The sequence below is a fragment of the Arthrobacter sp. CJ23 genome, assembly GCF_024741795.1.
Classification (GTDB): domain Bacteria; phylum Actinomycetota; class Actinomycetes; order Actinomycetales; family Micrococcaceae; genus Arthrobacter.
The window spans coordinates 1,875,327-1,896,602 of sequence record NZ_CP102950.1 but is presented as its reverse complement, the minus strand read 5'-3'; the positions used below and the strand labels follow the sequence as shown (position 1 = coordinate 1,896,602).

Sequence of the window (21,276 nt, the reverse complement as noted above, 5' to 3'; positions counted from 1 at the left end):
GTTTTCAGGCACACGGGCCACGCGATGGGCTCCGGCTCCGGCGGCCCGTCTGATTGACGGTGCCCCGGACTGCGGAGTGGCGTGGCTAGAGATGCTTGTAAACGTCTTCCAGGGTGAGGCCCTTGGCGAGCATGAGGACCTGCAGGTGGTAGAGCAGCTGGGAGATTTCCTCGGCGGCGGCGTCGTCGGATTCGTACTCGGCGGCCATCCACACTTCGGCGGCCTCTTCCACGACCTTTTTGCCGATGCCGTGGATTCCGGAGTCCAGTTCGGCGACGGTACGGGAGCCTGCCGGGCGGGTCGCTGCTTTCTCACTCAGTTCTGCGAACAGCGTCTCGAAATTCTTCACGCACTCCAGACTACTTGCTCGCGGGCCGGCACCGCGTGTCGGGGCCTTGCATGACGAAGGGGATGTGAGTGATAACACACCCACATCCCCCTGGTCATGACCGGCAGTCTTTGGAACCGGCTGTCTTTCGAGCTATGCGTACTGCTTGAGGGTCAAGGCCGTGGCCAGCGCCGCGGTGACGGCCTCGTGGCCCTTGTCTTCGGAGGAACCGGCCAGGCCGGCCCGGTCCAGGCCCTGCTCCTCGGTGTCGCAGGTGAGCACGCCGAAGCCCACCGGCACGCCGGTGCGGACGCTGACGTCGGTGAGTCCCGACGTCGCGGCCTGGCAGACGTAGTCGAAGTGCGGCGTGCCGCCGCGAATGACGACGCCGAGTGCGACGACGGCGTCAAAGTGCGGTGCCAGCCGCGCCGCGGCGACGGGGAGCTCGAAGGAACCCGGAACGCGCAGCAGCACGGGCTCGGCGATGCCGGCTTCCTTGGCCGCGCGCAGGGCGCCGTCAACCAGGCCGTCCATGATCTGGGTGTGCCAGCTGGCGGCAACGATGGCCAGCTTCAGCTGCGAACTGGCCTCCGGGTTGAGGGTGCTGAGGTCGATGGTGGGGGCGCCGTGTCCGCTCATGTGGTGTGGTGTTTCCGTTCAGTCTTGGTGGAGGTTCAGTCTTGGTTGAGGTCGAAAGTGCTGTTTACTGCGTGCTTGGAGGAACCGGCGGTCTCGGTGTCGAGAGCCAGGAGGTGGTCCATGCGGTCCTTCTTGGTCTGCAGGTAGCGGATGTTCTGCTCGCGGGACGGCACCTCGGTGGGGACCATCTCGACCACTGCAACACCCGCCTGCGCCAGGCGGTTCTGCTTGTCCGGGTTGTTGCTGAGGAGCCGCACCTCATGCAGGCCCATCTCGGCAAGGATCTGCGCTGCCGCCTTGTAGCAGCGGGCATCGACGGGCAGTCCGAGCTGCTCGTTGGCCTCCACGGTGTCGAAGCCGGCTTCCTGCAGGGCATAGGCCTTGATCTTGTTGGCCAGGCCAATGCCCCGGCCTTCCTGGCCGCGCAGGTACAGCAGGGTGCCGCCTTCTTCGCGGATCATTTCCAGGGCGTAGGCCAGCTGCTCGCCGCAGTCGCAGCGGTAGGAGCCGAACACGTCTCCCGTGAGGCATTCGGAATGCAGGCGTACCAGCGGGGCCTTGCCGTTCCGTGGAGGGTTTGGAGAGCTGACGGCGAGGTGTTCCACGCCGGTGACGTGGTCGGTCCAGGCCTGGGCCACGAAGTCACCAAACGCCGTAGGCAGCTGGACGATCGGTCCGCCGCTCACTGGATGCGGCGCGCGGGCGGCGTTGCCGCCGTCGCGGTTTGTCGCTGCGGTCATTGCTTCTCCTCATCCGCGGACTGGGCTGCTCCCCCGTCGCTCTCCAACGCTTCCACGTATGCCACCAGGTCCTCAATGGAGATGAGGGGGCATTCGTGTTCGGCGGCGAAGTCGCGCAGGCTGTCCAGGCGCATCATTTCACCGTTGTCATGTACCAACTCGGCGATCACGCCCACCGGAGCAAGTCCGGCAAGACGGCACAGGTCCACGGCAGCTTCCGTGTGGCCCGGACGTTCACGCACTCCTCCCTTAACGGCCCGCAGCGGGAAAATATGCCCGGGACGCGTAATTGCTGAGGGGGTGCTGGCCGGATCGGCCAGGATCCGGGCGGTCAAAGCCCTGTCCGTGGCCGAGATTCCCGTGCTCACTCCGACGGCGGCGTCGCAGGACACCGTGTAGGCCGTGCCCTTGGCGTCCTCGTTGATCTGCACCATCGGCGGCAGGGCGAGGGCGTCGGCCCGCGCGCCCTCAAGCGGCACACAGATGACGCCGGAGCTGTACCGGATGGTCCAGCCCATGAGGGCCGGGGTGGCGTGCTCGGCGGCGAAAATGATGTCGCCTTCGTTCTCGCGGTCTTCGTTGTCCACCACGATCACGGCCTTGCCGGCAGCCATCGCCGCGACCGCGGCCTCCACCGGGTCCAGGCCGTGCCGCTCTCCGGCGTTCAGTGTGCTCTTTGCCTGTGGGGAGCTCATCGCGCGTTCTCCTGTTCAGGCGCTGCTGCGGGGGCCGCTTCGGCGACGTGGGCCGGGGCTGCGGAGCGTGTGGTGAAGGACAGCAGCCGTTCGGTGTATTTGGCCAGGACATCCACTTCCAGGTTGACGCGGCCTCCGGTGGGCTTGGCTCCCAGGCCGGTTTCCTCCAGCGTGGTGGGGATGAGACCCACTTCGAACCACGGGGCGGTCTCCGCCGCGGGGCTGACCGCTGTGACGGTGAGCGATACGCCGTCGACGGCGATGGACCCCTTCTCGGCGATGTACCGTGCCAGCGGGGCCGGGACGCCGAACCGCAGGCGGTCCCAGTTGCCCAGGGCCTCGCGCTCCACGAGCTCGCCGACGCCGTCGACGTGTCCCTGGACGACGTGGCCGTCCAGGCGTCCGCCGGCGGGGACACAACGCTCAAGGTTGACCGAGTCGCCTGCCGCGAGTTCGCCGATGGTGGTGCGGACCAGGGTCTCCCCCATGACGTCGACGCTGAAGTCCTGGCCGTCGATGTCCGTGGCCGTCAGGCAGACGCCGTTGACGGCGATGGAACCGCCCAGGGCCAGGCCTTCGGTGGTGGTGGGCGCCTTGAGACGCAGGGTCGCGCTCGCGTCGCCGTCGCGGTTGATCGACAGAACGGTGCCCTGTTCGGCGACGATTCCGGTAAACATCAGTGTCCTCCTGTGACAGTTCCCGCGGCATCCTTGCCCGGGGTTGGATTCTCGTGGCCTTCAGTGGTCCGGCCCGGCCTCAGGTGCAGCCTGAGGTCGCGCCCCAGGGGGCGGACGGCGCCGCCCGCGGCATCGTCCCAGTCCCAGTGCTGGGCGTTGGCCAGGGTGGTGATGCCCAGATCCCGCAGGGCAGGCGTGCCGGATCCCAGCAGCGTCGGGGCGAGGTAGACGATGAGCTCGTCCACCAGCCCTGCGCCCAGGAAGGCGCCCAGTATGCGGGAGCCGCCCTCCACCATGACGTGCCTGGCTCCTTCGGCGAAGAGCAGGGAGAGTGCTTCGGCAGGGTCCCTGGTGGGCAGGTGGATGAACCTGCCGTCCGTGCCGCGCACGGCGGCACCGGCAGGGACCTCGCGCAAGCCCATCACGGCACGCAGCGGCTGGGATGCTGCAGGCGCTCCGTCCGGGTCACGGGCAGTCAGCCGGGGGTTGTCCACCAGGACCGTTTCCGTGCCCACAAGGATGGCGTCGATGAGGCCGCGCAGCCCGTGGTTGTCGCGCAGCGACTCCGGGCTGGAGATCCACTGGCTGGTGCCGTCCGCTGCCGCGATCCTGCTGTCGAGCGTCTGCGCGATGTGCATGGTCACGAACGGCCGCTTGGCGGCCACGGCGTCGAACCATTCCCGGTTCAGCTCCGTAGCCTGTGCGGCTGCGAGCCCCGAGGCCACGTCAACGCCGGCGGCCGCGAGGGTCCTGGCCCCGCCGGCGGCGGGGTCGTGGGGATCGTCCACGGCGTAGACCACCCGGGCGATTCCGGCGTCGATGATGGCCTGCGAGCAGGGGCCGGTGCGCCCGGCGTGGTTGCAGGGTTCGAGCGTGACCACCATCGTGGTGCCCTCAAGGTTGATCCCCTGGATGCGGGCCTGTGTGATGGCGTCCGCCTCGGCGTGGGGTGTGCCGGCTCCGCGGTGGAAGCCGGAGACCAACTGCCGGCCGTCGGGCCCCAGCACGACGGCGCCCACCAGCGGGTTGGCCCCGCGCGGTCCGCCGAGGGCTGCCTGCAGTGCGGCGTCCATTGCAGTGGCTTCCGCCTCGCTGACGGCACCGGTCTGGGTGGAGTGGGTGTTTGCTGTGCTCACAAGGCCGCTCCTGCCGGGGCAGGCGCCGGGGCAATTGCCGGCTTTTCGCGTTTGCTGGCGCGCCACCAGACGAAGAAGCCTGCGAGCGTGAAGATGCCGTAGAAGAGGTACATGAAGGCGCTCGCGAAGTAGCCTGCGCTGAAGAGCAGCGGCACCCCCACAATGTCCACGGCCACCCAGATGAGCCAGAACTCGGTCCAGCCCCGGGCCATGCCGTAGGTGGCGAGCAGGGAACCCATGAACGTCCAGGCATCAGCCCAGACGGGCGGGTACGAACCCAGGGAATCGAAGAGCGGCGTCAGTGCTGCCGTGCCGGCGAACATGGCGGCGACGAGTGCAATGCGCGTCCTGGCACCGGCCCAGCCGGGCACGACGGCGCGGCCTTGAGTGGCGGACTGCCTGCCTTGCTGCCAGCGGTACCAGCCGTAGACGGCGACGCCGATGAACATGACCTGGCGCCCGGCCTGGCCCCAGAGCGTTGCCGGTGTGGCCGCTCCGAAGACGTTGCCGAGGAAGACCGTCAACAGCAGGACGTTGCCTATGATGCCCACCGGCCATGCCCAGACTTTGCGGCGCATGCCGCCAAGGGCGCTGGTGAGCCCGAAGATGTTTCCTAGCACTTCGCGTAGAACAAGCGCAGATCCGCCTACCGGTATCTGTGCTTCGAAGAGCCATCGCAGAAAGTCCATGTCGTTCCTTCCCTCGAATGCCGCGATGGCTCCGGGGGTGTACGACAGCGCAATACCGGGTGCCGCAAAAGGGCGCCCAAGGCATGACTGTACGTGCTTCTCCCATCCAGACTTTAACTGTCGGTACTGGAATTCCACCAGTTCAACCGTTCGCCGTCAGAACTCCAAATTGCTTTGGAGCGGGACGGCTCGCGGGTCGCGGACTATGACCGCCGGTTCGGAATTACACCGACCCCGGAGCACGTATGTGTGTTGTTATTCTGACACAACCCGCCACACCGCCAGGCTATTCCCGGAACAATGTGTAACGAATTTCATGGATGGTGTCATATTTCTGCGGGACCCGATGTTCAGAGGGACCCGGCGGCCCGGAGTCGCTCAATCGCCGCAGCAGGGTCCTCATGGCCGTAGACGGCGGAGCCGGCCACGAACACATTCGCCCCGGCTTCCGCGGCCCGCAGGATGGTTTCCTCGGTGATGCCGCCGTCCACCTGCAGGGCCACGCCGATGCCGGATCCGTCGATGGCGGCGCGGGCCCGGCGGATCTTGGGCAGCGTGATGTCAAGGAAGGACTGGCCGCCGAAGCCCGGTTCCACGGTCATGATCAGGAGCATGTCGAGTTCGCTGAGCATGTCCAGGTAGGGCTCCACCGGCGTGGCGGGGCGCAGTGCCATGCCTGCCTTGGAGCCGCGCGCCCGCAGTTCCCTGGCGAGCTTGACGGGAGCCATGGCGGCCTCGGCATGGAAGGTCACGGAGGCGACGCCCGCGTCCGCGTAGGCGGGTGCCCAGCGGTCGGCGTCGGCGATCATGAGGTGGGCGTCAAGCGGCACCGGGCTCACGGCCTGGATGCGCTGGACCACCGGCAGCCCGAGCGTGAGGTTGGGCACGAAGTGGTTGTCCATGACATCCACGTGCACGGCATCGGCGTTGCTGATCCGCTGAAGCTCCGCCTCAAGGTTGACGAAGTCCGCGGACAGGATGCTCGGGTTGATACAGCACTGAGACAAGGAAGTCCCCTCAGGTTGGTGACGGTCAGGTGGCGGTGGTGTTGCCGGGGCTGTGTGGTGCGGCCGCGGCAACGTCCGAAGCGGTGGCTACGGCTTCTTGCGGATGATCGCGATGAACATGGCATCGGTCTGGTGCACGTGCGGCCACAGCTGGGCCGTCTTGTCGTGTCCGGCGCCGAGGCTTCCGCCCAGGCTGACGGCGTCCATGGCCAGGCCGGCGTCGAGAAGTTCGAGGTCCTCGCGCTTGTGCATCGCATCGCCCACGACGGCGGTGGTCTCGGCCGGGTGCGGCGAGCAGGTCACGTAGGCCACCACGCCGCCGGGCTTGACGGCGTCGATGGCGGAGTTGAGCAGCTCGCGCTGGAGCGGGCCGAGGTCGCCGATGTCCTTGGGCGAGCGGCGCCAGCGGGACTCGGGCCGGCGGCGCAGGGCACCGAGGCCGCTGCACGGGACGTCGGCCAGGACCCGGTCGAAGGATTCGGGCTGTTCCTTGCCGACGTCGCGGCCATCGCCGGTCCGCACGGTCCAGGCGCTTTCAGGAACGGCTCCGAGTGCCTGGCGGACCAGCTTGGCGCGGTGGGGCGCAGGCTCGTTGGCCAGCAACGTGGCGCCGCTTTCGTTGGCCAGGGCGGCCAGGAGGGCCGCCTTGCCGCCGGGTCCGGCGCAGAGGTCCAGCCACTTCTCGCCTGCGGCGGAACCGTGGCCGAGGTCGACGCCGGCGACGGCGCGCGCCACGAGCTGCGAGCCGACGTCCTGCACGCGGGTGGTGCCGTTGCGGACCGACTCCAGCCTGCCGAGGTCGCCGCCGGCGGAGAGCGCCGAGTCTTCGACGAGTTCGCCGCGGGCCGCGCCGTTCTCGAAGGCTTCGTCAAGGCTTCCCAGGCCCGGAAGGGCCACGAGGTTCACCACGGGAGCGGCGTTGTCCGCCTCGAGCAGATCGGTGATGTCCGAGGCGGGCCGGCCGTGGTTCACAAGTGACTGCCGCAGGGCACGCACGATCCACTCCGGGTGGGCATGGCGCAGCGAGGCGATCCTGGTTTCGTCGTCTTCCCCGTCCAGGAGGAGGTCCAGCCACTCCGGCAGGGTGCGGGCAGCCACCTTGCGCAGCACCGCGTTGATGAGCGCGGAGGGGCCGGCGCCGATCACCGCACGGGCCAGGCCGACGGTCTGGTCGAGCGCGGCGTGGGCCGGGACGCGCATGGCCAGCAGCTGGTGGGCGCCGATCCGCAGCGCATCCAGGATGGCGGGGTCAAGCTGGTCCAACGGGCGGTCAACGCAGGCGGACAGGATGGCGTCATAGGTGCCCTGGCCACGAAGGGCTCCGTAGCTGAGTTCGGTGGCGAAGCCGGCGTCGCGCTTGTCCAGGCGGTGTTCGCGGATCCGCACCGGAAGGACCAGGTTGGCGTAGGCGTCCTCCGAGGCAACGGCACGCAGGACCTCGAACGCCACCAGGCGCGCGGGGTCTGCCCGGCGGCTGCGCTGCGACGGGGCGTTGGTGGAGAAGCCCCGCTGCGGGCCCCTGTTTCGTTCGCGGCCCTGGGCGTCGCGCTTGCTGGCTCCCCCGGAGCTACGATGGCGTTGGCCGCCGCTGTCCCGGCTCCCGTTGTTGTTGGGGCCGCGCCGGCCGGACTCGCTCATTCGAATACCACTCTCTCAGGTGTTGCCAAGCCGCGGGCCCAATCGGCCGACGACATCATTTTCTTTCCCGCAGGCTGGATGCGGCCAAGCTCGACGGCATGGGATCCGGTGCCGACAAAAACGCTCTTACCGTCCACCCGGACAGCCCCCGGAGCGAGGTCCTTGACCTCCGGGCGGAGTGCCACGGGTTCGAGCTTGACGCGCTGCCCGTCCAGTGTGGTCCAGGCGCCGGGCTCGGGAGTCACACCGCGGGACCTGCGGTTGAGCGCCAGCGCGGGCTGCTGCCAGTCGAGCCGGCCGTCGTCGAGGCCCAGCTTGGGAGCCAGCGAAACGTCGCCGGACTGCGGCTGGGGCGAGGCCTTGCCGGCGTCGATCGCCGCCAAGGTCTGGCCCAGAAGCACGGCACCGCTGTGCGAAAGCCGCTCAAGGAGCTCACCTGCGGTATCTGCCGGGTTGACCGACTCCGTGAGGGTTCCGAAGACAGGGCCGGTGTCCAGGCCCTCTTCCAGGCGGAACGTGACGGCTCCGGTGACGTCGTCTCCGGCGATGACCGAACGCTGCACGGGGGCGGCCCCCCGCCAAGCCGGCAGGAGGGAGAAGTGCAGGTTGACCCAACCGTGCCGCGGAATGTCGAGGGCTGCGCGCGGGATGAGTCCTCCGTAGGCCACGATCGCGGCCACGTCGGGTTCTGCTTCGGCGATGCGCGCCGTGGTCTCCGCGTCCACTTTGCTGGCGTGGATGATGTCGATGCCGAGTTCGGCGGCGCGGGCGGCAACGGGAGACGGCGTCAGCACGCGCTTGCGGCCCAGCGGGGCGTCCGGACGGGTCAGCACGGCGACGACGTCGAACCCTGCCTTGATGAGGGCGTCCAGGGACGGGACTGCCACAGCCGGCGTTCCCGCGAACAGAACCCTCATTCAGGCGCCCCCGAAGCTGCCGCCGCCGAAGCTGGAGCCTACCGAGGTGGCCCGCTTGGCAGTGGTCTGTTCGGTGACGGCGTGGTAGTTGGCGTTCCGGATGGCGCGGAGGGCGGCCTTGCGGTCTTCGCCTTCAAGCCGGTCGGTGAAGAGGATGCCGTCCAGGTGGTCCGTTTCATGCTGGAAGCAGCGGGCAAGCATGCCTTCGGCGTCCACGGAGACAGGGTTGCCATGGATGTCCACACCGGTGGCCCGGGTTGCGCGGTAACGGCGGACGGGGAAGCCGAGGCCGGGGATGGACAGGCAGCCTTCGCCCTCGTCCGGCTGGAAGTCCTCGCTGTTTTCGAGCACGGGGTTGATGATGTGGCCCTCCACCCCGCCGATCCGGTACGTGAAGACGCGCTGGCTGACGCCGATCTGCGGCGCGGCGAGGCCTGCGCCGTCGACGTCTTCCATGGTTTCCGTCATGTCGGCAACCAGTTTGGCAAGCTCAGGCCCGAATTCCGTGACGGGATCGGCAACCGTGCGAAGCACCGGGTCCCCGATGATACGGATACTCAAAATGGCCATCTGCTGTATTTCCTCACGATCGGCTTGCTGCGGTCCGGTGTTATGGACCTAAGCCAGTTTAGTGGAGTGCAGCGGGTCCACGAGGTTCGCGAAGTTCCCGGGCTGCGACGGGTTCCCGGACTGCCCTGCGCTTCCGGGCTGCGGTGCGTTACCGGAACCGGCGGGGTACGACGGCGGTGCCACCGGCAACAGGGCCTGACCGGCCGCCGTGACGTTGGCAGACATTTCCCACACGCGCTTAAGCGCACAGAACTTCCACCAGTGGTGCTTCAAGACATCGGGGTTGGCTCGCTGGGGCCGGACTTCCGTTTCCCCGATGGCCACGGCCAGCAGCATGGGGTTGTCACCGTACTTCCAGCTCTCCCACTCCCCCGCGACCGGATCCACCAGGCTCTCTTCGGCTTTCATGCCTGCCACGAGCTGCATCACCACCTTGTCGTCAAGGGGCTTGACGGTGCCGTCCCGGGTGGTGCCTTTGGTCTTGTAGTCGATCAGGCAGATCCGGCCGTTGATCCTGGCCACGAGGTCCAGCGTTCCCGCGTAGCCCACCGTCTTGTTCCACACGGTAATCTCCGGCGCCAGCGGCTCCACGCGGTACAGCTCCCACCATTCGTCGAAGCGTGCGGCGAAGGCGGCCTCGCCGTTGGCGGCCAATTCCTCACGGGTTTCCTGCATGCGGTGCGGCCGCCCGAGGGCGCGGAGGGCCACCTGCTCGCAGTAGTTATGGACCCTGTCGCCGCGCTGGGCCGCCTCGTCGCGGTACAGTTCCGCGGCTTTCGCTGCCTTGTTAACCGCCTGGCGGATTTTGGCAGGGCTGCCGAGCAGTGCGGGGAGCTCCGGATCCTGGGCCAGGCTGTTGGCGCCCATGTACCCGAACCAGCCATCCAGCGTGTGGGCCTGCTGGCCGATGACGGTGGTGATGGAGGGGACGGAGAACTGCTCCGAGGTGGAGCGGGCATACATCCGGCCGTATTCGGTGGCGTGGGCAAGCAGTGGATCTGTCATGGAAAGACTCTTTCACATGGCCCGGACAATATGGGTCCGTGGGCGACGATAGGGCGGGCACACCTTGTGGCAACAAAAAAGGTCCGCCTGATCCATGTATTCATGGATCAGGCGGACCTTGATGTGTGGGCGATACTGGGTTCGAACCAGTGACCTCTTCGGTGTGAACGAAGCGCGCTACCACTGCGCCAATCGCCCCGGTGCATAAGAAGACTAGCCGACGCTGACCGGAATGCAAAACGGAGCACAAACGCAGCACAAACGGCCCTGACCAGCGGCTATGCATTCCCGTCCGGCATACCCGCAGCAACCGCGCCCCCTCCGAACTACAGCCATGGAATTACACGCTTGAAACTCACCAAAAACCCCGCAAATTCAACGATCCAGCCGCATTCCTACCCAGTTCCATGCCTTCGATTTGGAGTTTCCCGGAACCTCCTATAGAGTTTTTACTCGTCGGAAAGCGACGGAATGCCTGCGAGGCAGGCCGGCGTTCCAACACTGCGGACGTAGCTCAGCTGGTAGAGCACCACCTTGCCAAGGTGGATGTCGCGAGTTCGAATCTCGTCGTCCGCTCGCAAGGCACTGTCAAAGCAAATTGTTCCTCGGAATTCTGCTTACACGGTGGGTTGGCCGAGAGGCGAGGCAGCGGCCTGCAAAGCCGTATACACGGGTTCGAATCCCGTACCCACCTCGGTGAAAACCATGGTTTCCGACTTCGGTTGGATTCGATGGGCGATTGGCGCAGCGGTAGCGCGCTTCCCTGACACGGAAGAGGTCACTGGTTCGATCCCAGTATCGCCCACCAGAGCAAGGCAACTTGCTTGTTGTTGAAGGCCTGGCATTTGCCAGGACATTCTTCATGTGCGGACGTAGCTCAGCTGGTAGAGCACCACCTTGCCAAGGTGGATGTCGCGAGTTCGAATCTCGTCGTCCGCTCTCCTTCTCGAAGGACCCGGAAACGGGCGATTGGCGCAGCGGTAGCGCGCTTCCCTGACACGGAAGAGGTCACTGGTTCGATCCCAGTATCGCCCACCAGAGCAAGGCAACTTGCTTGTTGTTGAAGGCCTGGCATTTGCCAGGACATTCTTCATGTGCGGACGTAGCTCAGCTGGTAGAGCACCACCTTGCCAAGGTGGATGTCGCGAGTTCGAATCTCGTCGTCCGCTCCATAATGAAAAAGGCAGCTCCTCGGAGCTGCCTTTTTTGTGCCCGGAATCAGGTCACAAGAGTCCCCTCCTTCCCGCTCCAAACGAACAAATTCATCAGCAGAACTAACCGATACCGCTAAGAAGAAGTCGCTTTATCTAATGTGATACGCCTCGCATAATGTACTTCGAAGCAATCGACATTCCACGCCGCAGGCAGGAGCCCCCATGATCCAACAAACCTCACCGCTGTCCGTCATGAGAAAGAAACCGATCGACGAGATCGAGGAAGACGCCAAGCACGGCGGCCTCTTCAAGAGCCTCGGGCTGTGGCAGCTGACAGCCATCGGCGTCGGCGGCATCATCGGCGTCGGGATCTTCTCGCTCGCCGGCCTGGTGGCCCATGGTGACGGCAACAACCCCGCCGTCGGCCCGGCCGTGCTGATCTCGTTCCTCGTTGCCGGCCTCGCATCGGCCGCTGCAGCCCTCTCCTATGCCGAATTCGCCGGCATGATTCCCCGGGCCGGATCGGCCTACACCTACGGCTATGTAGCGCTGGGGGAAATCATCGGCTGGTTCATCGGCTGGGACCTGCTGCTCGAATACATTGCGATCGTGGCCGTCGTCGCGATCGGCATCTCCGGCTACTTCGACGCCTTCCTTTCCGGCATCGGCATCCACATGCCGACGTGGATGACGTCGACGGCGGACGAGGGCAAGGGCGGCATCATCAACCTTCCGGCGATCCTCGTCTGCCTCTTGGTCACCTGGATCCTGTCCCGCGGCACCAAGGCGTTTGGCCGCTTTGAGCTGGTGGCTGTGGCCATCAAAGTGGTCCTCATCCTGTTCATCATCGGGCTGGGCATCTTCTACATCAACACGGAGAACTTCAATCCGTTCATGCCCAGTGGCTTCGGCCCGGTACTGGCCGGCGCAGCCACCGTGTTCTTCGCAGTCTTCGGGTACGACGCCATGAGCACCGCCGCGGAGGAAGCCAAGGACGGCAAGAAGCACATGCCCAAGGCGATCGTCCTCTCCCTCGTCATTGCCATGCTCCTCTATGTCGCCGCCACGCTGGTCCTGACCGGCATGCAAAACTACAAGGACATCAACCCGACTGCAGGCTTCGCCTCGGCATTCCAGGGCGTCGGGCTTCCCGTGATCGCCACCATCATCTCCGTCTTCGCGGTGCTGTCCATCCTCACCGTGATGCTGACCTTCCTGCTCGGCGTCACCCGGGTGTGGTTCTCCATGAGCCGTGACGGTCTCCTGCCTGGCTGGTTCGCCGGCACGGACAAGCACGGAACGCCGCAGCGCGTCACCTGGATCGCCGGCGTCGCCTCGGCACTGCTGGCCGGTGTCTTCCCGATCAAGGCCGTGGCCGACCTGACCAACATCGGCATCCTCGCCGCCTTCGTGGTGGTCTGCCTGGCCGTGATCGTGTTCCGCTACAAGAAGCCCGACGCGCCCCGGACCTTCCGGCTCCCCTTCATGCCGCTGGTGCCCGCCTTCGGTGTCCTCGCCTCTGCTTTCCTCATGGCGCAGCTCCACTGGGAGACCTGGCTGCGGTTCGGGGTCTGGCTGGTGGTGGGCCTGCTGATCTACTTCGGCTACGGCCGGAAGCACTCGCTGATGAACCCGGACAGCCCCCGGCACCTCGCCAATGCCCGGATTTCCTCAGCCGCTGCGGCGGGGCGGTGACACGGAGCGGAAATCCCTTGAGCGCCCCGTCACAAGGACCCTTGGCAGGCTCATTTTCCGGTGTTAGTGTTCGAGGCGGAGGGGCGATCTGGCTCCGCGAATGAAGGGAGGTGCCCGTGGGATTACTTGACGACCTGAAGGGCAAGGCTCAGGAGCTCATCGAGGGCAACGAAGAGGCCATCAAGGATGGCATCGAAAAGGCCGGCGACTTCGTCGACGAAAAGACCGGTGGAAAGTTCGCCGATCAGGTTGACGCAGTCCAGGGCGCCGCTTCCGATTTCGTGTCCAACATCGACGGTGAAGCCGAGGAGGCTCCCGCCGAAGGTGAGGCTCAGTAGCCGGCATTGCCGGTCTGGGATCCCTTTACAGTTACGTCAACGGGGCACCGGTCCCGCCGCGAGGCGACGCCGGTGCCCTTGGCATTTAACCGCGGCTTGCGCTTGGCAGGCCCATTGGCCCACCAGGCACCTCGTTCAGCCGACCGTTCTACGCGGGTTCGTGGTTCTGGCCTTCACGTGCCAGCGCGGTGAGGCGGGACACCGCGCGGAAGTACTTCTTCATGTACCCGCCGCTCATCATGTCCTCGGTGAACAGCTTGTCGAACGGCACGCCGCTGGCCAGGATGGGCACATCCTTGTCGTACAGACGGTCCGCGAGCACCACAAAGCGCAAGGCCACAGCCTGCTCGGTGATGGTCTCCACGTCCCGCCACACGACGCCGTCGATCCCTGAGATGAGCTGGCGGTAGCGGCTCGGGTGCACGCCGGCAAGGTGGTGGATGAGGCCCCCGAAATCGTCCACGGCCACGGTCTTGCCATCGAACTCGGCATGCATGCGGTGCTTGAGCTCGTCGTTCTTCAACGGCGCGGGAGCCGCCGGCAGGCCGCGGTGGCGGAAGTCCTCGCCGTCGATCCTTACGACGTCGAACTGGTCCGCAAGGACCTGGATCTCGCGCTGGAAGTCGACGGCGGCAAAGCGGCCCTCGCCGAGTGAACCCGGCAGCGTGTTGGAGGTGGCAGCAAGCTTCACGCCGGCGTCGGCGAGTTCGCGCATGAGGCGGGACATCAGCACGGTGTCGCCCGGGTCATCGAGTTCGAACTCGTCGATGCAGACCAGCTTGTAGTGGCTCAGCGCCTCCACGGTCTTCCGGAAGGACAGGGCGCCCACCAGGTTGGTGTACTCCACAAAGGTGCCGAAGGCCTTGGGACCCGGAGCGGCGTGCCACAGGGACGCCAGGAGGTGGGTCTTTCCAACGCCGAAGCCGCCGTCGAGGTAGATGCCTGCCCGGGTGGCCGGCTTCTTGGCGAAGAACTTCTTGAAGAGCCCGCCGCCGTCGTCGGCGCCGACGCCGTCAGCGAAGCCCGAGAGCGCCTTGACCGCTGCCGCCTGGCTGGGCTGCGAAGGATCCGGCCGGTAGCTGTCGAAAGACACCTCGCCAAATCGGGGCGAAGGGTAGAAACCCTTGAGGATTTCATCCACGGAAACTGCCGGCGTGCGCGCGGCCAGTTGTTCGATCTGTACCAAGGTGGTCCGTTCTTCTGGTATTAAGTCCCCAGCAAGAATACCGGCATTGGAACGGCCAAAACGGCGACGTGACGAAGGCCATGTTTCACCATATGACCAAGGGGGAGCATTCCTTGCGGGCCGTGGTTAGTGTTGGAAACACGCCCGGCTCCCACGCGCACCAGCTCCCCGGCCAGGCTCCGTCCGTTGTCAGTGAAAGGCCATCGCCATGTCCTACCCCGTTGAACAGAACGAAAAGTTCGCCGAGTACGCGAACCCGGAACGCCTCGTCTCCACCGAGTGGCTTGCAGCGGCCCTCGAAAGCGGTGCCATTGCCGACGGCAAGCTGGTCGTCGTCGAATCCGATGAGGACGTCCTCCTCTACGAAACCGGCCACATCCGGGGCTCCGTCAAGATCGACTGGCACACGGACCTGAACGACGAGGTCACCCGTGACTACGTCGACGGCGCCGCGTTCGCCGCACTGGCCTCCGCCAAGGGCATCTCCCGCGACACCACCGTGGTGATCTACGGCGACAAGTCCAACTGGTGGGCCGCCTACGCCCTCTGGGTCTTCACCCTCTTCGGCCACGAAGACGTCCGCCTGCTCGACGGCGGCCGCGACAAGTGGATCGCCGAAGGCCGCGAGGTGACCACCGACGTCCCGCAGCCCGCCGCCGGCGACTACCCCGTGGTGGAGCGCGACGACGCCCCCATCCGCGCCTTCAAGGACGACGTGCTGGCACACTTCGGCAAGCCGCTGATCGATGTCCGTTCGCCTGAGGAGTACACCGGCCAGCGCACCCACATGCCCGCGTACCCGGAAGAGGGCGCGCTGCGAGGCGGGCACATCCCCACCGCCGCGTCCATCCCGTGGGCGCGCGCGGCCGCCGAAGACGGAACCTACCGCACCCGCACCGAGCTCGAGGCCCTGTACCTGGGCGAGGCCGGGCTGCAGGCCGGCGACGACGTAGTGGCTTACTGCCGCATCGGCGAGCGTTCCAGCCACACCTGGTTCGCCTTGAAGTACCTGCTGGGCTTCGACACCGTGCGCAATTACGACGGCTCCTGGACCGAATGGGGCAATGCTGTGCGCGTCCCGATCGTCAAGGGTGCCGAGCGCGGTTCTGTACCGGCCCTCGCCGGAAAGTAACAACCCGCCCGTGCCATGTAGTGTCCAAGCCCATACGGCGCATTCGGCCCGTTCTGCGTAAGCTGGAAGCAATGAATACGAATACTTTGCCCGCCGCTTTGGCGGAAATCGTCGATGACTTCCAGGCGCTGACCGAACCGGACCGCCTGCAGCTGCTGCTGGAGTTTTCCCGCGGGCTGCCGGAACTTCCGGAGCGCCTGAAGGACCACCCGGAGCTGCTGGAACAGGTGGTGGAGTGCCAGTCGCCGTTGTTCCTGACCATCGAGTCGGAGAAAACGCCCGACGGCGCCCCGGCCTACCGCTTGTTCTTCAAGGCTCCGCCCGAAGCCCCCACCACGCGGGGCTTCGCTGGTGTCCTTCATGAGGGCCTGGACGGCCTGACGGCCGCGGAGATCCTTGCTGTTCCGGACGACATGCCGGAACTACTGGGGCTGACGCGGGCCATCACACCCTTGCGCATGCGCGGCATGACCGCAATGCTCGGACGGATCAAGCGCAAGGTGGCGGCCGCAAACCGCCTGGAGTCCTGAGAGGCACCGCAGAACCACATGGCCAAGAAACTGGCTTCACAGGGGACGCCGGCCACAGCCGTTCTGGCTGCGGCCGGCGTTTCCTTTACGCTGCATCCCTACGCCCACGACCCCTCCGCGGCCAGCTATGGCATGGAGGCAGCGGACGTGCTGGGCATCGACCCCGCACGGGTCTTCAAGACGCTGATGGTGGACATCGAGGGCAGGCTCGCCGTCGGGATCGTGCCCGTGGGCGGAACGCTGGACCTGAAGGCCGTGGCCGCCGCCCTGGGCGCGAAGAAGGCCGCGATGGCCGATCCCAAGGCAGCCGAACGCCGCACAGGCTACGTACTGGGCGGCATTTCGCCGCTGGGCCAGCGCCAGCCCTCCCCCACGGTGCTCGATGAATCGGCCTTCAATTTCGAGACCGTGTTGGTCTCAGGCGGCCGCCGCGGGCTGGACATCGAACTCGATCCGGCCGAGCTCGTGCGGTTGACCGGCGCCCTGACGGCACGCATCGGCTCAGCCAGGGGCTGAACACCCCGCTACCCGCCGCCCGCCCGGACCAGGCCTGCGCGGCTAAGACAGCGGCCCGGGATTCGTGCGTGGGGCCAGCTGCCGCTGCAGCCAGGCGCGCACCAGGCGGTCCCATTTCTGCGGGTCCGCATTCCACTCGTGCGTGTGCCGTGCCCCCGTGAACGGCTCGAACGTCACCATCTCCGGGTTCTTCTCCGCGAGGCTGGCCGAGGGACCGTACGGCACGTAGTCATCGTCCACGCTGTGGATCACCAGGGTGGGAGTCCTGAGCTCCACGGCCCGGGTGTCCCAGTCCATGGTCTTCAGGTCCATCGGAGCGGCCAGGCCGGTCAGGCGCCGGCCCAGCGGGTGCCCGAGCATCAGCTGCCCGTAGCGGCCCACGGCGTAGGGAATCCGGTTGATTTCGGCGTGGTGGGCCAGCACGTCCACCCAGTTGATGACGGGTGCATCCAGGACCATCGCGCGGATCAGGTGCCGGTACCGTGACAGGTCCGCGGTCTGCAGGCTGATGGCTCCGCCCATGGACCAGCCAAAGAGCACCACTTCCTTGGCTCCGTTGGCCAGGGCGTAGGCAATGGCCGCTTCCACATCCCGCCATTCCGTGGAGCCGAGGCCGTACCGGCCGTCCGCAGCGGAGGGCGCCAGGCCGTCGTTGCGGTAGGAGATCAGCAGGCTGTCCAGGCCGAGGTCGCGGGCCGTGCGCACGGCCCGCAGCCCTTCGAGCCGCGTTGCGCCGCGGCCGTGCACCATGATGGCCCACACCGGTGCCGGTCCTGCCGTCCCGGCACGGATCAGCCAGGCGGGTGCCTGTCCGCCGTCGACGTCGATCGCCAGCTCTTCCGCTGCCAGGCCAACCGCGGCGGGATCGGCGTAGGCGGAGCCGCTCCACCAGCCGCGGCGGGCGGTTGAAATGTCGCCGCTGTAGACGGCCTCGACTTCGCGTTGCACGGTGCGCTCCGCGGGCGAGTAGGACACGATCCGGCCGATCCGCGCATGGCCCCGGCCGCCGTCGAAGAACAGGCTGTACACGCCGTCGACGACCGACTCTTCCGTGGCCGCAAGGATGAGCTGCAGGCCGTCGTCGCTGCGGACCACGGCGAGGACTTCCTGGTCTTCCACCCGCGCGGTGGGCGTGATGACGCGGCGGGCGAAGTAGGCGGCGAGCGCCGAGGAACCCGTTGCCAGCAGCCCGGCCAGGCCGCCGCCGGCCACGATGCCGGCCACCGCCCATTTGGCGCGCGTGGACATGGTGCGGTCTGCGGGAAGGACGGGAGCAGTCAGGGTGGTCGATGCCATGGAACCATTCTCGCCTCTGCGGGGGCGGGGTGCAGCACCAGGGCCGCCGCACGCCGTTCAGGGGCCAGGAGAATCGGCGTCCAAAACCCTGCCGGCTCCGGTGCTGCGGGTCTACGCTGTAGCCATGAGCGATCCAATCGTCATTTTGACCGAAGAGCCCCTGGGCCCTGACGACCGTGCCAACATCAAGAAGCTCGTGGACGGCGGCGACGCACCCTTGGTGGTCCTCGTCCCCGCCAACACGGAGCGTCACCTGCTGGTGGACTTCCTGGAAAACCTCTCGCTTCTGGAGGTGGCGAAGGCCTTCCGGGAACTGCTGGCTGCGGCCCCTGATCCGCAGTCCGAGCGGGCCGAGGCAGCGGATGCCCTGGCGGCGTCGCTGGCGGCCCTGGAGGGGCTGGGCGGCGGCGTCACCGGCGAGATCGTCGACGGCGGTGCCGTGGCTGGCCTGGTGGCCAAGGTCAAGGAACTCGACGCCGCGCAGGCCGTGGTGGTCACCCGGCCCCATGCCATCGCCGATACCTTCCACACGGACTGGGCCAACAAAGCGCAGGACCAGCTGGGGCTGCCCGTGCTGCATCTCTATGCGGGCTCGGGATTTATCGGCGACTCCTGAGCGTTGGTGTAGGCATGAGCACTGCTGAAAACAGGAAATACTTCGAGACCGCCGACCTCTCCGCCGGTGTCCCGCTCCAGGACGTCCCGGAGAAGGAGCACTGTGTGGAGAAGACGGACGCCGAGTGGCGCCAGGAGCTGACCCCCGAGGAATTCCGTGTGCTGCGCCAGGCGGGCACGGAGCGCCCCTACACGGGCGAGTACTGGGACACGCACACGGCGGGTGTCTACCAATGCCGGGCCTGCGGCGCCGAACTCTTCACCAGCAACGAGAAGTTCGATTCCCACTGCGGCTGGCCGTCGTTCTGGGCACCGCTGGCCGAGGGCACTGTCCGGTACCTGCATGACCGGACCATGGGCATGGAGCGCGTTGAAGTCCGTTGTGCCACCTGCGATTCGCACCTGGGGCATATGTTCGAGGGCGAGGGCTATGGCACGCCGACCGACCAGCGGTTCTGCATCAACTCCGTTTCGCTCAGGCTCGTCGGGTCCGCGCCCGGCGCATAACTGGCCGGCCGTTCCCGCGGCAGCCCTTCCCGGGCTGGATCTTTCGGGCCCCGCCGGGGCCCTATGCACCAGAGTTTCTTATGCTCAACCAACTTTTGCATTAGGGACTCTGTCTGCTTGCTACGCTCGCCTCAGAAGCACAACTCCTGAGGAAAGGCCCTGTCAACGATGACCACCACCGCTGCGGCAACACTGACCCGCATCACCGCCGACAACCCGGACTGGACGGCACTCAAGGCCGCCGCCACCGCCCTGCAGGGCCTCCAGAGCCAGGACGGTTCGGTCCCGGAGACGGCCGACCACGGCGCCGCCGCCGCCCATGTCGCCGCCATCGCCGCCGCCGTCGGGAAGCTCGCACCGCTGTTCCCCCACGACGCCCGCTACCTCGAGCTGCTCGTCCAGGACTTCGGACGTTGGAGCGACGGCGGCTTCGGCGTGCCGGACTTCCTGGATTCCCTGCTGGCCTTCCAGCCGCAGGAACACCGCGAGAACGGCCTGCAGCACCTGGTGGTCTTCCCCATGTACACGCAGAACGGCAGCACCAACCGGCTCGTCGAGGCCGTTCTGATCGAGGTCATCTGGCCCGAGTTCATCGCGGGCCTGGAAGCCGGCGACTACTCCAACAAGCTCTTCGTGCCCATCCGCTTCCTGGACTTCACCCCCGGCTACGACACGAACTCCGCCGTGCTGTTCCCCGAGACCGTGGCCGTCCGGGAGACCCCTACCTTCACCTGGGGTGCCATCTTCGCCGACCGCGAAGCGGCCCGCTTCCGCCGCGTCCTCCGGGCCGCCGCGGACACCACCTCGCTGGAGCTGCCGGCCGACGCCGCAGCACTCCTTGAGGACCAGGAGCTCACGCAGCGCACCTTCGTGATGTGGGACCTGATCCACGACCGCACCCACATGCGCGGCGACCTGCCGTTCGACCCGTTCATGATCAAACAGCGCATGCCGTTCTTCCTGTACTCGCTGGAGGAACTGCGCTGCGACCTCACCGCCTTCCGCGAATCCGTCCGCATCGAGAAGGACGAAAACGCCGATCCCAACGCCCGCAAGCACGCCAAGCTGGTCCAGTACGCCGTCATCTTCGACCGCATCTTCCGCTTCGCCATCACGGGAAGCCGCGTCCGCAACTACGACGGCCTGGGCGGGCAGCTGCTCTTCGCCTGGATGCACCAGCACCGCGTGCTGCACTGGACCGACAGCCGGCTCAGCATCGACTGGGACGAGGTTGCCGACGTCGTCATTGAACTCGGCGCCCGCATCGAGGAACTGTACTGGCGCTCCATCGACCGCCCCAAGGCCGCCCACTGGCTGGCAGCCTATGAGCTCATCTCCGGCACCGTGACGCCCAACCCGGCATCCGTCTGGGCCAAGGGCCCGGACGCCCTGCCGCTGGACGGTCCCCCGCGCGGCCTGACCGACCAGGTGCTCGACGACGAATTCCCGCTGTCCATGTTCTACGAGGCCCTGGAGAAGAAAATGCGCTCTGTTATCGAATCCACCACCGGCATCACCGGCACGACGGCGGCCTGATGGAGTCCCTGAACATCCTCGTCGCCGGGGGCAGCAGCGCCTCCGGCGTCGCCGTCGCGCGGGCCTTCGCCGCCGCAGGGCACAGGGTCACCACCGTAGGCAGCGACGAGCTCCGCATCAAGGAAGCCGCAGCACTGGCAGGCGCCGGCGTGACTCCCCTGGTCTGCGATCTGGGCAGCCTGGAGTCCGTCCGCGAGCTCGCCGAAACCATCCACAGGACCGAGGGCCGCATTGACGGCATCTTCCACCTGGTGGGCGGCTGGCGCGGCGCCAAGGGCATCGAAGACCAGCCGGACGAGGACTGGGACTTCCTGGAACGGGGCGCCGTCACCACGCTGCGCAACGTCTCCCGCGCCTTCTATTCCGACCTGGCGGCCGCACCGGCCGGCCGCTTCGCCATGGTGTCCTCGACGGCGGTGTCCGCACCCACCGCCGCGGCCGCCAGCTACGTTGCGGCCAAGGCCGCCGCCGAGGCCTGGACCCTGGCAGTGGCGGACGGCTTCCGCCGGGACCAGTCCGGCAGCAAGGACCAGCCTTCGGAACAGCGCAGTGCCGCGGTGGTGTTCGTCGTCAAGGCCCTCGTTGACACCGCCATGCGGCTGGAGCACCCGGAACGGACGTTCCCCGGATACACGGACGTCGAAGAACTGGCCGCGGCCGCCGTCGGGCTGTTCGAGCGGCCTGCGGCGGAACTGAACGGGCAACGCATTCTCCTGGCCAAATAGACTGA

At 66.8% G+C, this 21,276-nt stretch carries 23 protein-coding genes, 7 tRNA genes and 1 riboswitch; of the genes, 15 read left to right on the top strand and 15 right to left on the bottom strand.

Annotation, left to right across the window (positions count from 1 at the left end; all coding sequences use genetic code 11):
- Positions 1-85 precede the first annotated feature (85 nt).
- From NVV90_RS08390 to NVV90_RS08330, 13 genes are all read right to left on the bottom strand, one after another.
- Positions 86-349 carry a phosphoribosyl-ATP diphosphatase gene (locus NVV90_RS08390; RefSeq protein WP_207615628.1) on the bottom strand — a complete coding sequence of 88 codons (264 nt, stop codon included), beginning with the start codon at positions 347-349 and terminating at the stop codon, positions 86-88.
- A gap of 132 nt (positions 350-481) precedes the next feature.
- Complete coding sequence (ribH, locus tag NVV90_RS08385) at positions 482-967, bottom strand: 6,7-dimethyl-8-ribityllumazine synthase (protein ID WP_207615629.1); 486 nt, start codon at positions 965-967, stop codon at positions 482-484.
- A 35-nt stretch (positions 968-1,002) separates the two neighbouring features.
- A complete protein-coding gene (ribA, locus tag NVV90_RS08380) occupies positions 1,003-1,707 on the bottom strand; it encodes a GTP cyclohydrolase II (RefSeq protein WP_258440706.1) in 705 nt (234 codons plus the stop codon).
- On the bottom strand, positions 1,704-2,402 hold the full coding sequence (ribB, locus tag NVV90_RS08375; protein ID WP_258440705.1) for a 3,4-dihydroxy-2-butanone-4-phosphate synthase: 699 nt from the start codon (positions 2,400-2,402) through the stop codon (positions 1,704-1,706). Before ribB ends, ribA begins: the two co-directional genes overlap by 4 nt.
- Positions 2,399-3,079 (bottom strand): riboflavin synthase, encoded by a 681-nt coding sequence (locus NVV90_RS08370; protein WP_258440704.1) that lies wholly within the window; start codon positions 3,077-3,079, stop codon positions 2,399-2,401. Before NVV90_RS08370 ends, ribB begins: the two co-directional genes overlap by 4 nt.
- On the bottom strand, positions 3,079-4,152 hold the full coding sequence (gene ribD / locus NVV90_RS08365) for a bifunctional diaminohydroxyphosphoribosylaminopyrimidine deaminase/5-amino-6-(5-phosphoribosylamino)uracil reductase RibD (RefSeq protein ID WP_258441111.1): 1,074 nt from the start codon (positions 4,150-4,152) through the stop codon (positions 3,079-3,081). Before ribD ends, NVV90_RS08370 begins: the two co-directional genes overlap by 1 nt.
- Before the next feature lie 59 nt (positions 4,153-4,211).
- A complete protein-coding gene (gene pnuC / locus NVV90_RS08360; RefSeq protein ID WP_258440703.1) occupies positions 4,212-4,904 on the bottom strand; it encodes a nicotinamide riboside transporter PnuC in 693 nt (230 codons plus the stop codon).
- 89 nt (positions 4,905-4,993) lie between these two features.
- Positions 4,994-5,151, bottom strand: a riboswitch (FMN riboswitch).
- A gap of 103 nt (positions 5,152-5,254) precedes the next feature.
- A complete protein-coding gene (rpe, locus tag NVV90_RS08355; protein ID WP_258440702.1) occupies positions 5,255-5,911 on the bottom strand; it encodes a ribulose-phosphate 3-epimerase in 657 nt (218 codons plus the stop codon).
- A gap of 87 nt (positions 5,912-5,998) precedes the next feature.
- Positions 5,999-7,549, bottom strand: a complete 1,551-nt coding sequence (locus NVV90_RS08350) for an RsmB/NOP family class I SAM-dependent RNA methyltransferase (protein ID WP_258440701.1) — start codon at positions 7,547-7,549, stop codon at positions 5,999-6,001.
- Complete coding sequence (fmt, locus tag NVV90_RS08345; RefSeq protein WP_258440700.1) at positions 7,546-8,466, bottom strand: methionyl-tRNA formyltransferase; 921 nt, start codon at positions 8,464-8,466, stop codon at positions 7,546-7,548. Before fmt ends, NVV90_RS08350 begins: the two co-directional genes overlap by 4 nt.
- Entirely contained in the window at positions 8,467-9,036 is a 570-nt protein-coding gene (gene def / locus NVV90_RS08340) for a peptide deformylase (RefSeq protein ID WP_258440699.1), read from the bottom strand.
- 48 nt (positions 9,037-9,084) lie between these two features.
- A complete protein-coding gene (locus NVV90_RS08335) occupies positions 9,085-10,041 on the bottom strand; it encodes a cytochrome (protein WP_258440698.1) in 957 nt (318 codons plus the stop codon).
- A gap of 126 nt (positions 10,042-10,167) precedes the next feature.
- A tRNA-Val gene (locus NVV90_RS08330) sits at positions 10,168-10,239 on the bottom strand.
- Between the two features lie 305 nt (positions 10,240-10,544).
- Between NVV90_RS08330 and NVV90_RS08325 the strand changes: the two genes are divergently transcribed.
- The 8 genes from NVV90_RS08325 (at position 10,545) to NVV90_RS08290 (ending at position 13,228) form a co-directional block, all read left to right on the top strand.
- Positions 10,545-10,617 (top strand) — tRNA-Gly (locus tag NVV90_RS08325).
- Positions 10,618-10,664: 47 nt separating this feature from the next.
- Positions 10,665-10,735, top strand: a tRNA-Cys gene (locus tag NVV90_RS08320).
- Positions 10,736-10,774: 39 nt separating this feature from the next.
- Positions 10,775-10,849, top strand: a tRNA-Val gene (locus NVV90_RS08315).
- Positions 10,850-10,907: 58 nt separating this feature from the next.
- Positions 10,908-10,980, top strand: a tRNA-Gly gene (locus NVV90_RS08310).
- Positions 10,981-11,004: 24 nt separating this feature from the next.
- A tRNA-Val gene (locus tag NVV90_RS08305) sits at positions 11,005-11,079 on the top strand.
- A gap of 58 nt (positions 11,080-11,137) precedes the next feature.
- Positions 11,138-11,213, top strand: a tRNA-Gly gene (locus NVV90_RS08300).
- 204 nt (positions 11,214-11,417) lie between these two features.
- Entirely contained in the window at positions 11,418-12,890 is a 1,473-nt protein-coding gene (locus NVV90_RS08295; protein WP_258440697.1) for an amino acid permease, read from the top strand.
- Positions 12,891-13,000: 110 nt separating this feature from the next.
- Entirely contained in the window at positions 13,001-13,228 is a 228-nt protein-coding gene (locus NVV90_RS08290) for an antitoxin (protein ID WP_396125366.1), read from the top strand.
- Between the two features lie 148 nt (positions 13,229-13,376).
- Here the strand turns inward: NVV90_RS08290 and zapE are convergent, their stop codons facing one another.
- Positions 13,377-14,414, bottom strand: a complete 1,038-nt coding sequence (gene zapE / locus NVV90_RS08285; RefSeq protein WP_258440695.1) for a cell division protein ZapE — start codon at positions 14,412-14,414, stop codon at positions 13,377-13,379.
- Positions 14,415-14,622: 208 nt separating this feature from the next.
- Here zapE and NVV90_RS08280 point away from each other — a divergent pair, with 208 nt between their 5' ends.
- The 3 genes from NVV90_RS08280 (at position 14,623) to ybaK (ending at position 16,592) form a co-directional block, all read left to right on the top strand.
- On the top strand, positions 14,623-15,546 hold the full coding sequence (locus NVV90_RS08280) for a sulfurtransferase (protein WP_258440694.1): 924 nt from the start codon (positions 14,623-14,625) through the stop codon (positions 15,544-15,546).
- A gap of 71 nt (positions 15,547-15,617) precedes the next feature.
- Positions 15,618-16,076, top strand: coding sequence for a SufE family protein (locus NVV90_RS08275; RefSeq protein ID WP_258440693.1), 459 nt, complete (start codon positions 15,618-15,620; stop codon positions 16,074-16,076).
- An 18-nt stretch (positions 16,077-16,094) separates the two neighbouring features.
- Positions 16,095-16,592, top strand: coding sequence for a Cys-tRNA(Pro) deacylase (ybaK, locus tag NVV90_RS08270; protein WP_258440692.1), 498 nt, complete (start codon positions 16,095-16,097; stop codon positions 16,590-16,592).
- A 42-nt stretch (positions 16,593-16,634) separates the two neighbouring features.
- On the opposite strand, the gene NVV90_RS08265 is transcribed toward ybaK, so the two are convergent.
- The gene (locus NVV90_RS08265) at positions 16,635-17,888 is read right to left on the bottom strand and encodes a S9 family peptidase (RefSeq protein ID WP_258440691.1); all 1,254 of its coding nucleotides are present in this window, start codon (positions 17,886-17,888) and stop codon (positions 16,635-16,637) included.
- Positions 17,889-18,012: 124 nt separating this feature from the next.
- Between NVV90_RS08265 and NVV90_RS08260 the strand changes: the two genes are divergently transcribed.
- The 4 genes from NVV90_RS08260 to NVV90_RS08245 all read left to right on the top strand — a co-directional run bounded on the left by NVV90_RS08260 (position 18,013) and on the right by NVV90_RS08245 (position 21,271).
- Positions 18,013-18,504, top strand: a complete 492-nt coding sequence (locus NVV90_RS08260; protein ID WP_258440690.1) for a hypothetical protein — start codon at positions 18,013-18,015, stop codon at positions 18,502-18,504.
- A gap of 14 nt (positions 18,505-18,518) precedes the next feature.
- Positions 18,519-19,010, top strand: coding sequence for a peptide-methionine (R)-S-oxide reductase MsrB (gene msrB / locus NVV90_RS08255; RefSeq protein WP_258440689.1), 492 nt, complete (start codon positions 18,519-18,521; stop codon positions 19,008-19,010).
- 168 nt (positions 19,011-19,178) lie between these two features.
- Complete coding sequence (locus NVV90_RS08250) at positions 19,179-20,546, top strand: DUF6421 family protein (RefSeq protein WP_258440688.1); 1,368 nt, start codon at positions 19,179-19,181, stop codon at positions 20,544-20,546.
- Positions 20,546-21,271 carry an SDR family oxidoreductase gene (locus NVV90_RS08245; RefSeq protein ID WP_258440687.1) on the top strand — a complete coding sequence of 242 codons (726 nt, stop codon included), beginning with the start codon at positions 20,546-20,548 and terminating at the stop codon, positions 21,269-21,271. The genes NVV90_RS08250 and NVV90_RS08245 overlap by 1 nt, the downstream gene beginning before the upstream one ends.
- The last annotated feature ends 5 nt before the right edge of the window (positions 21,272-21,276 follow it).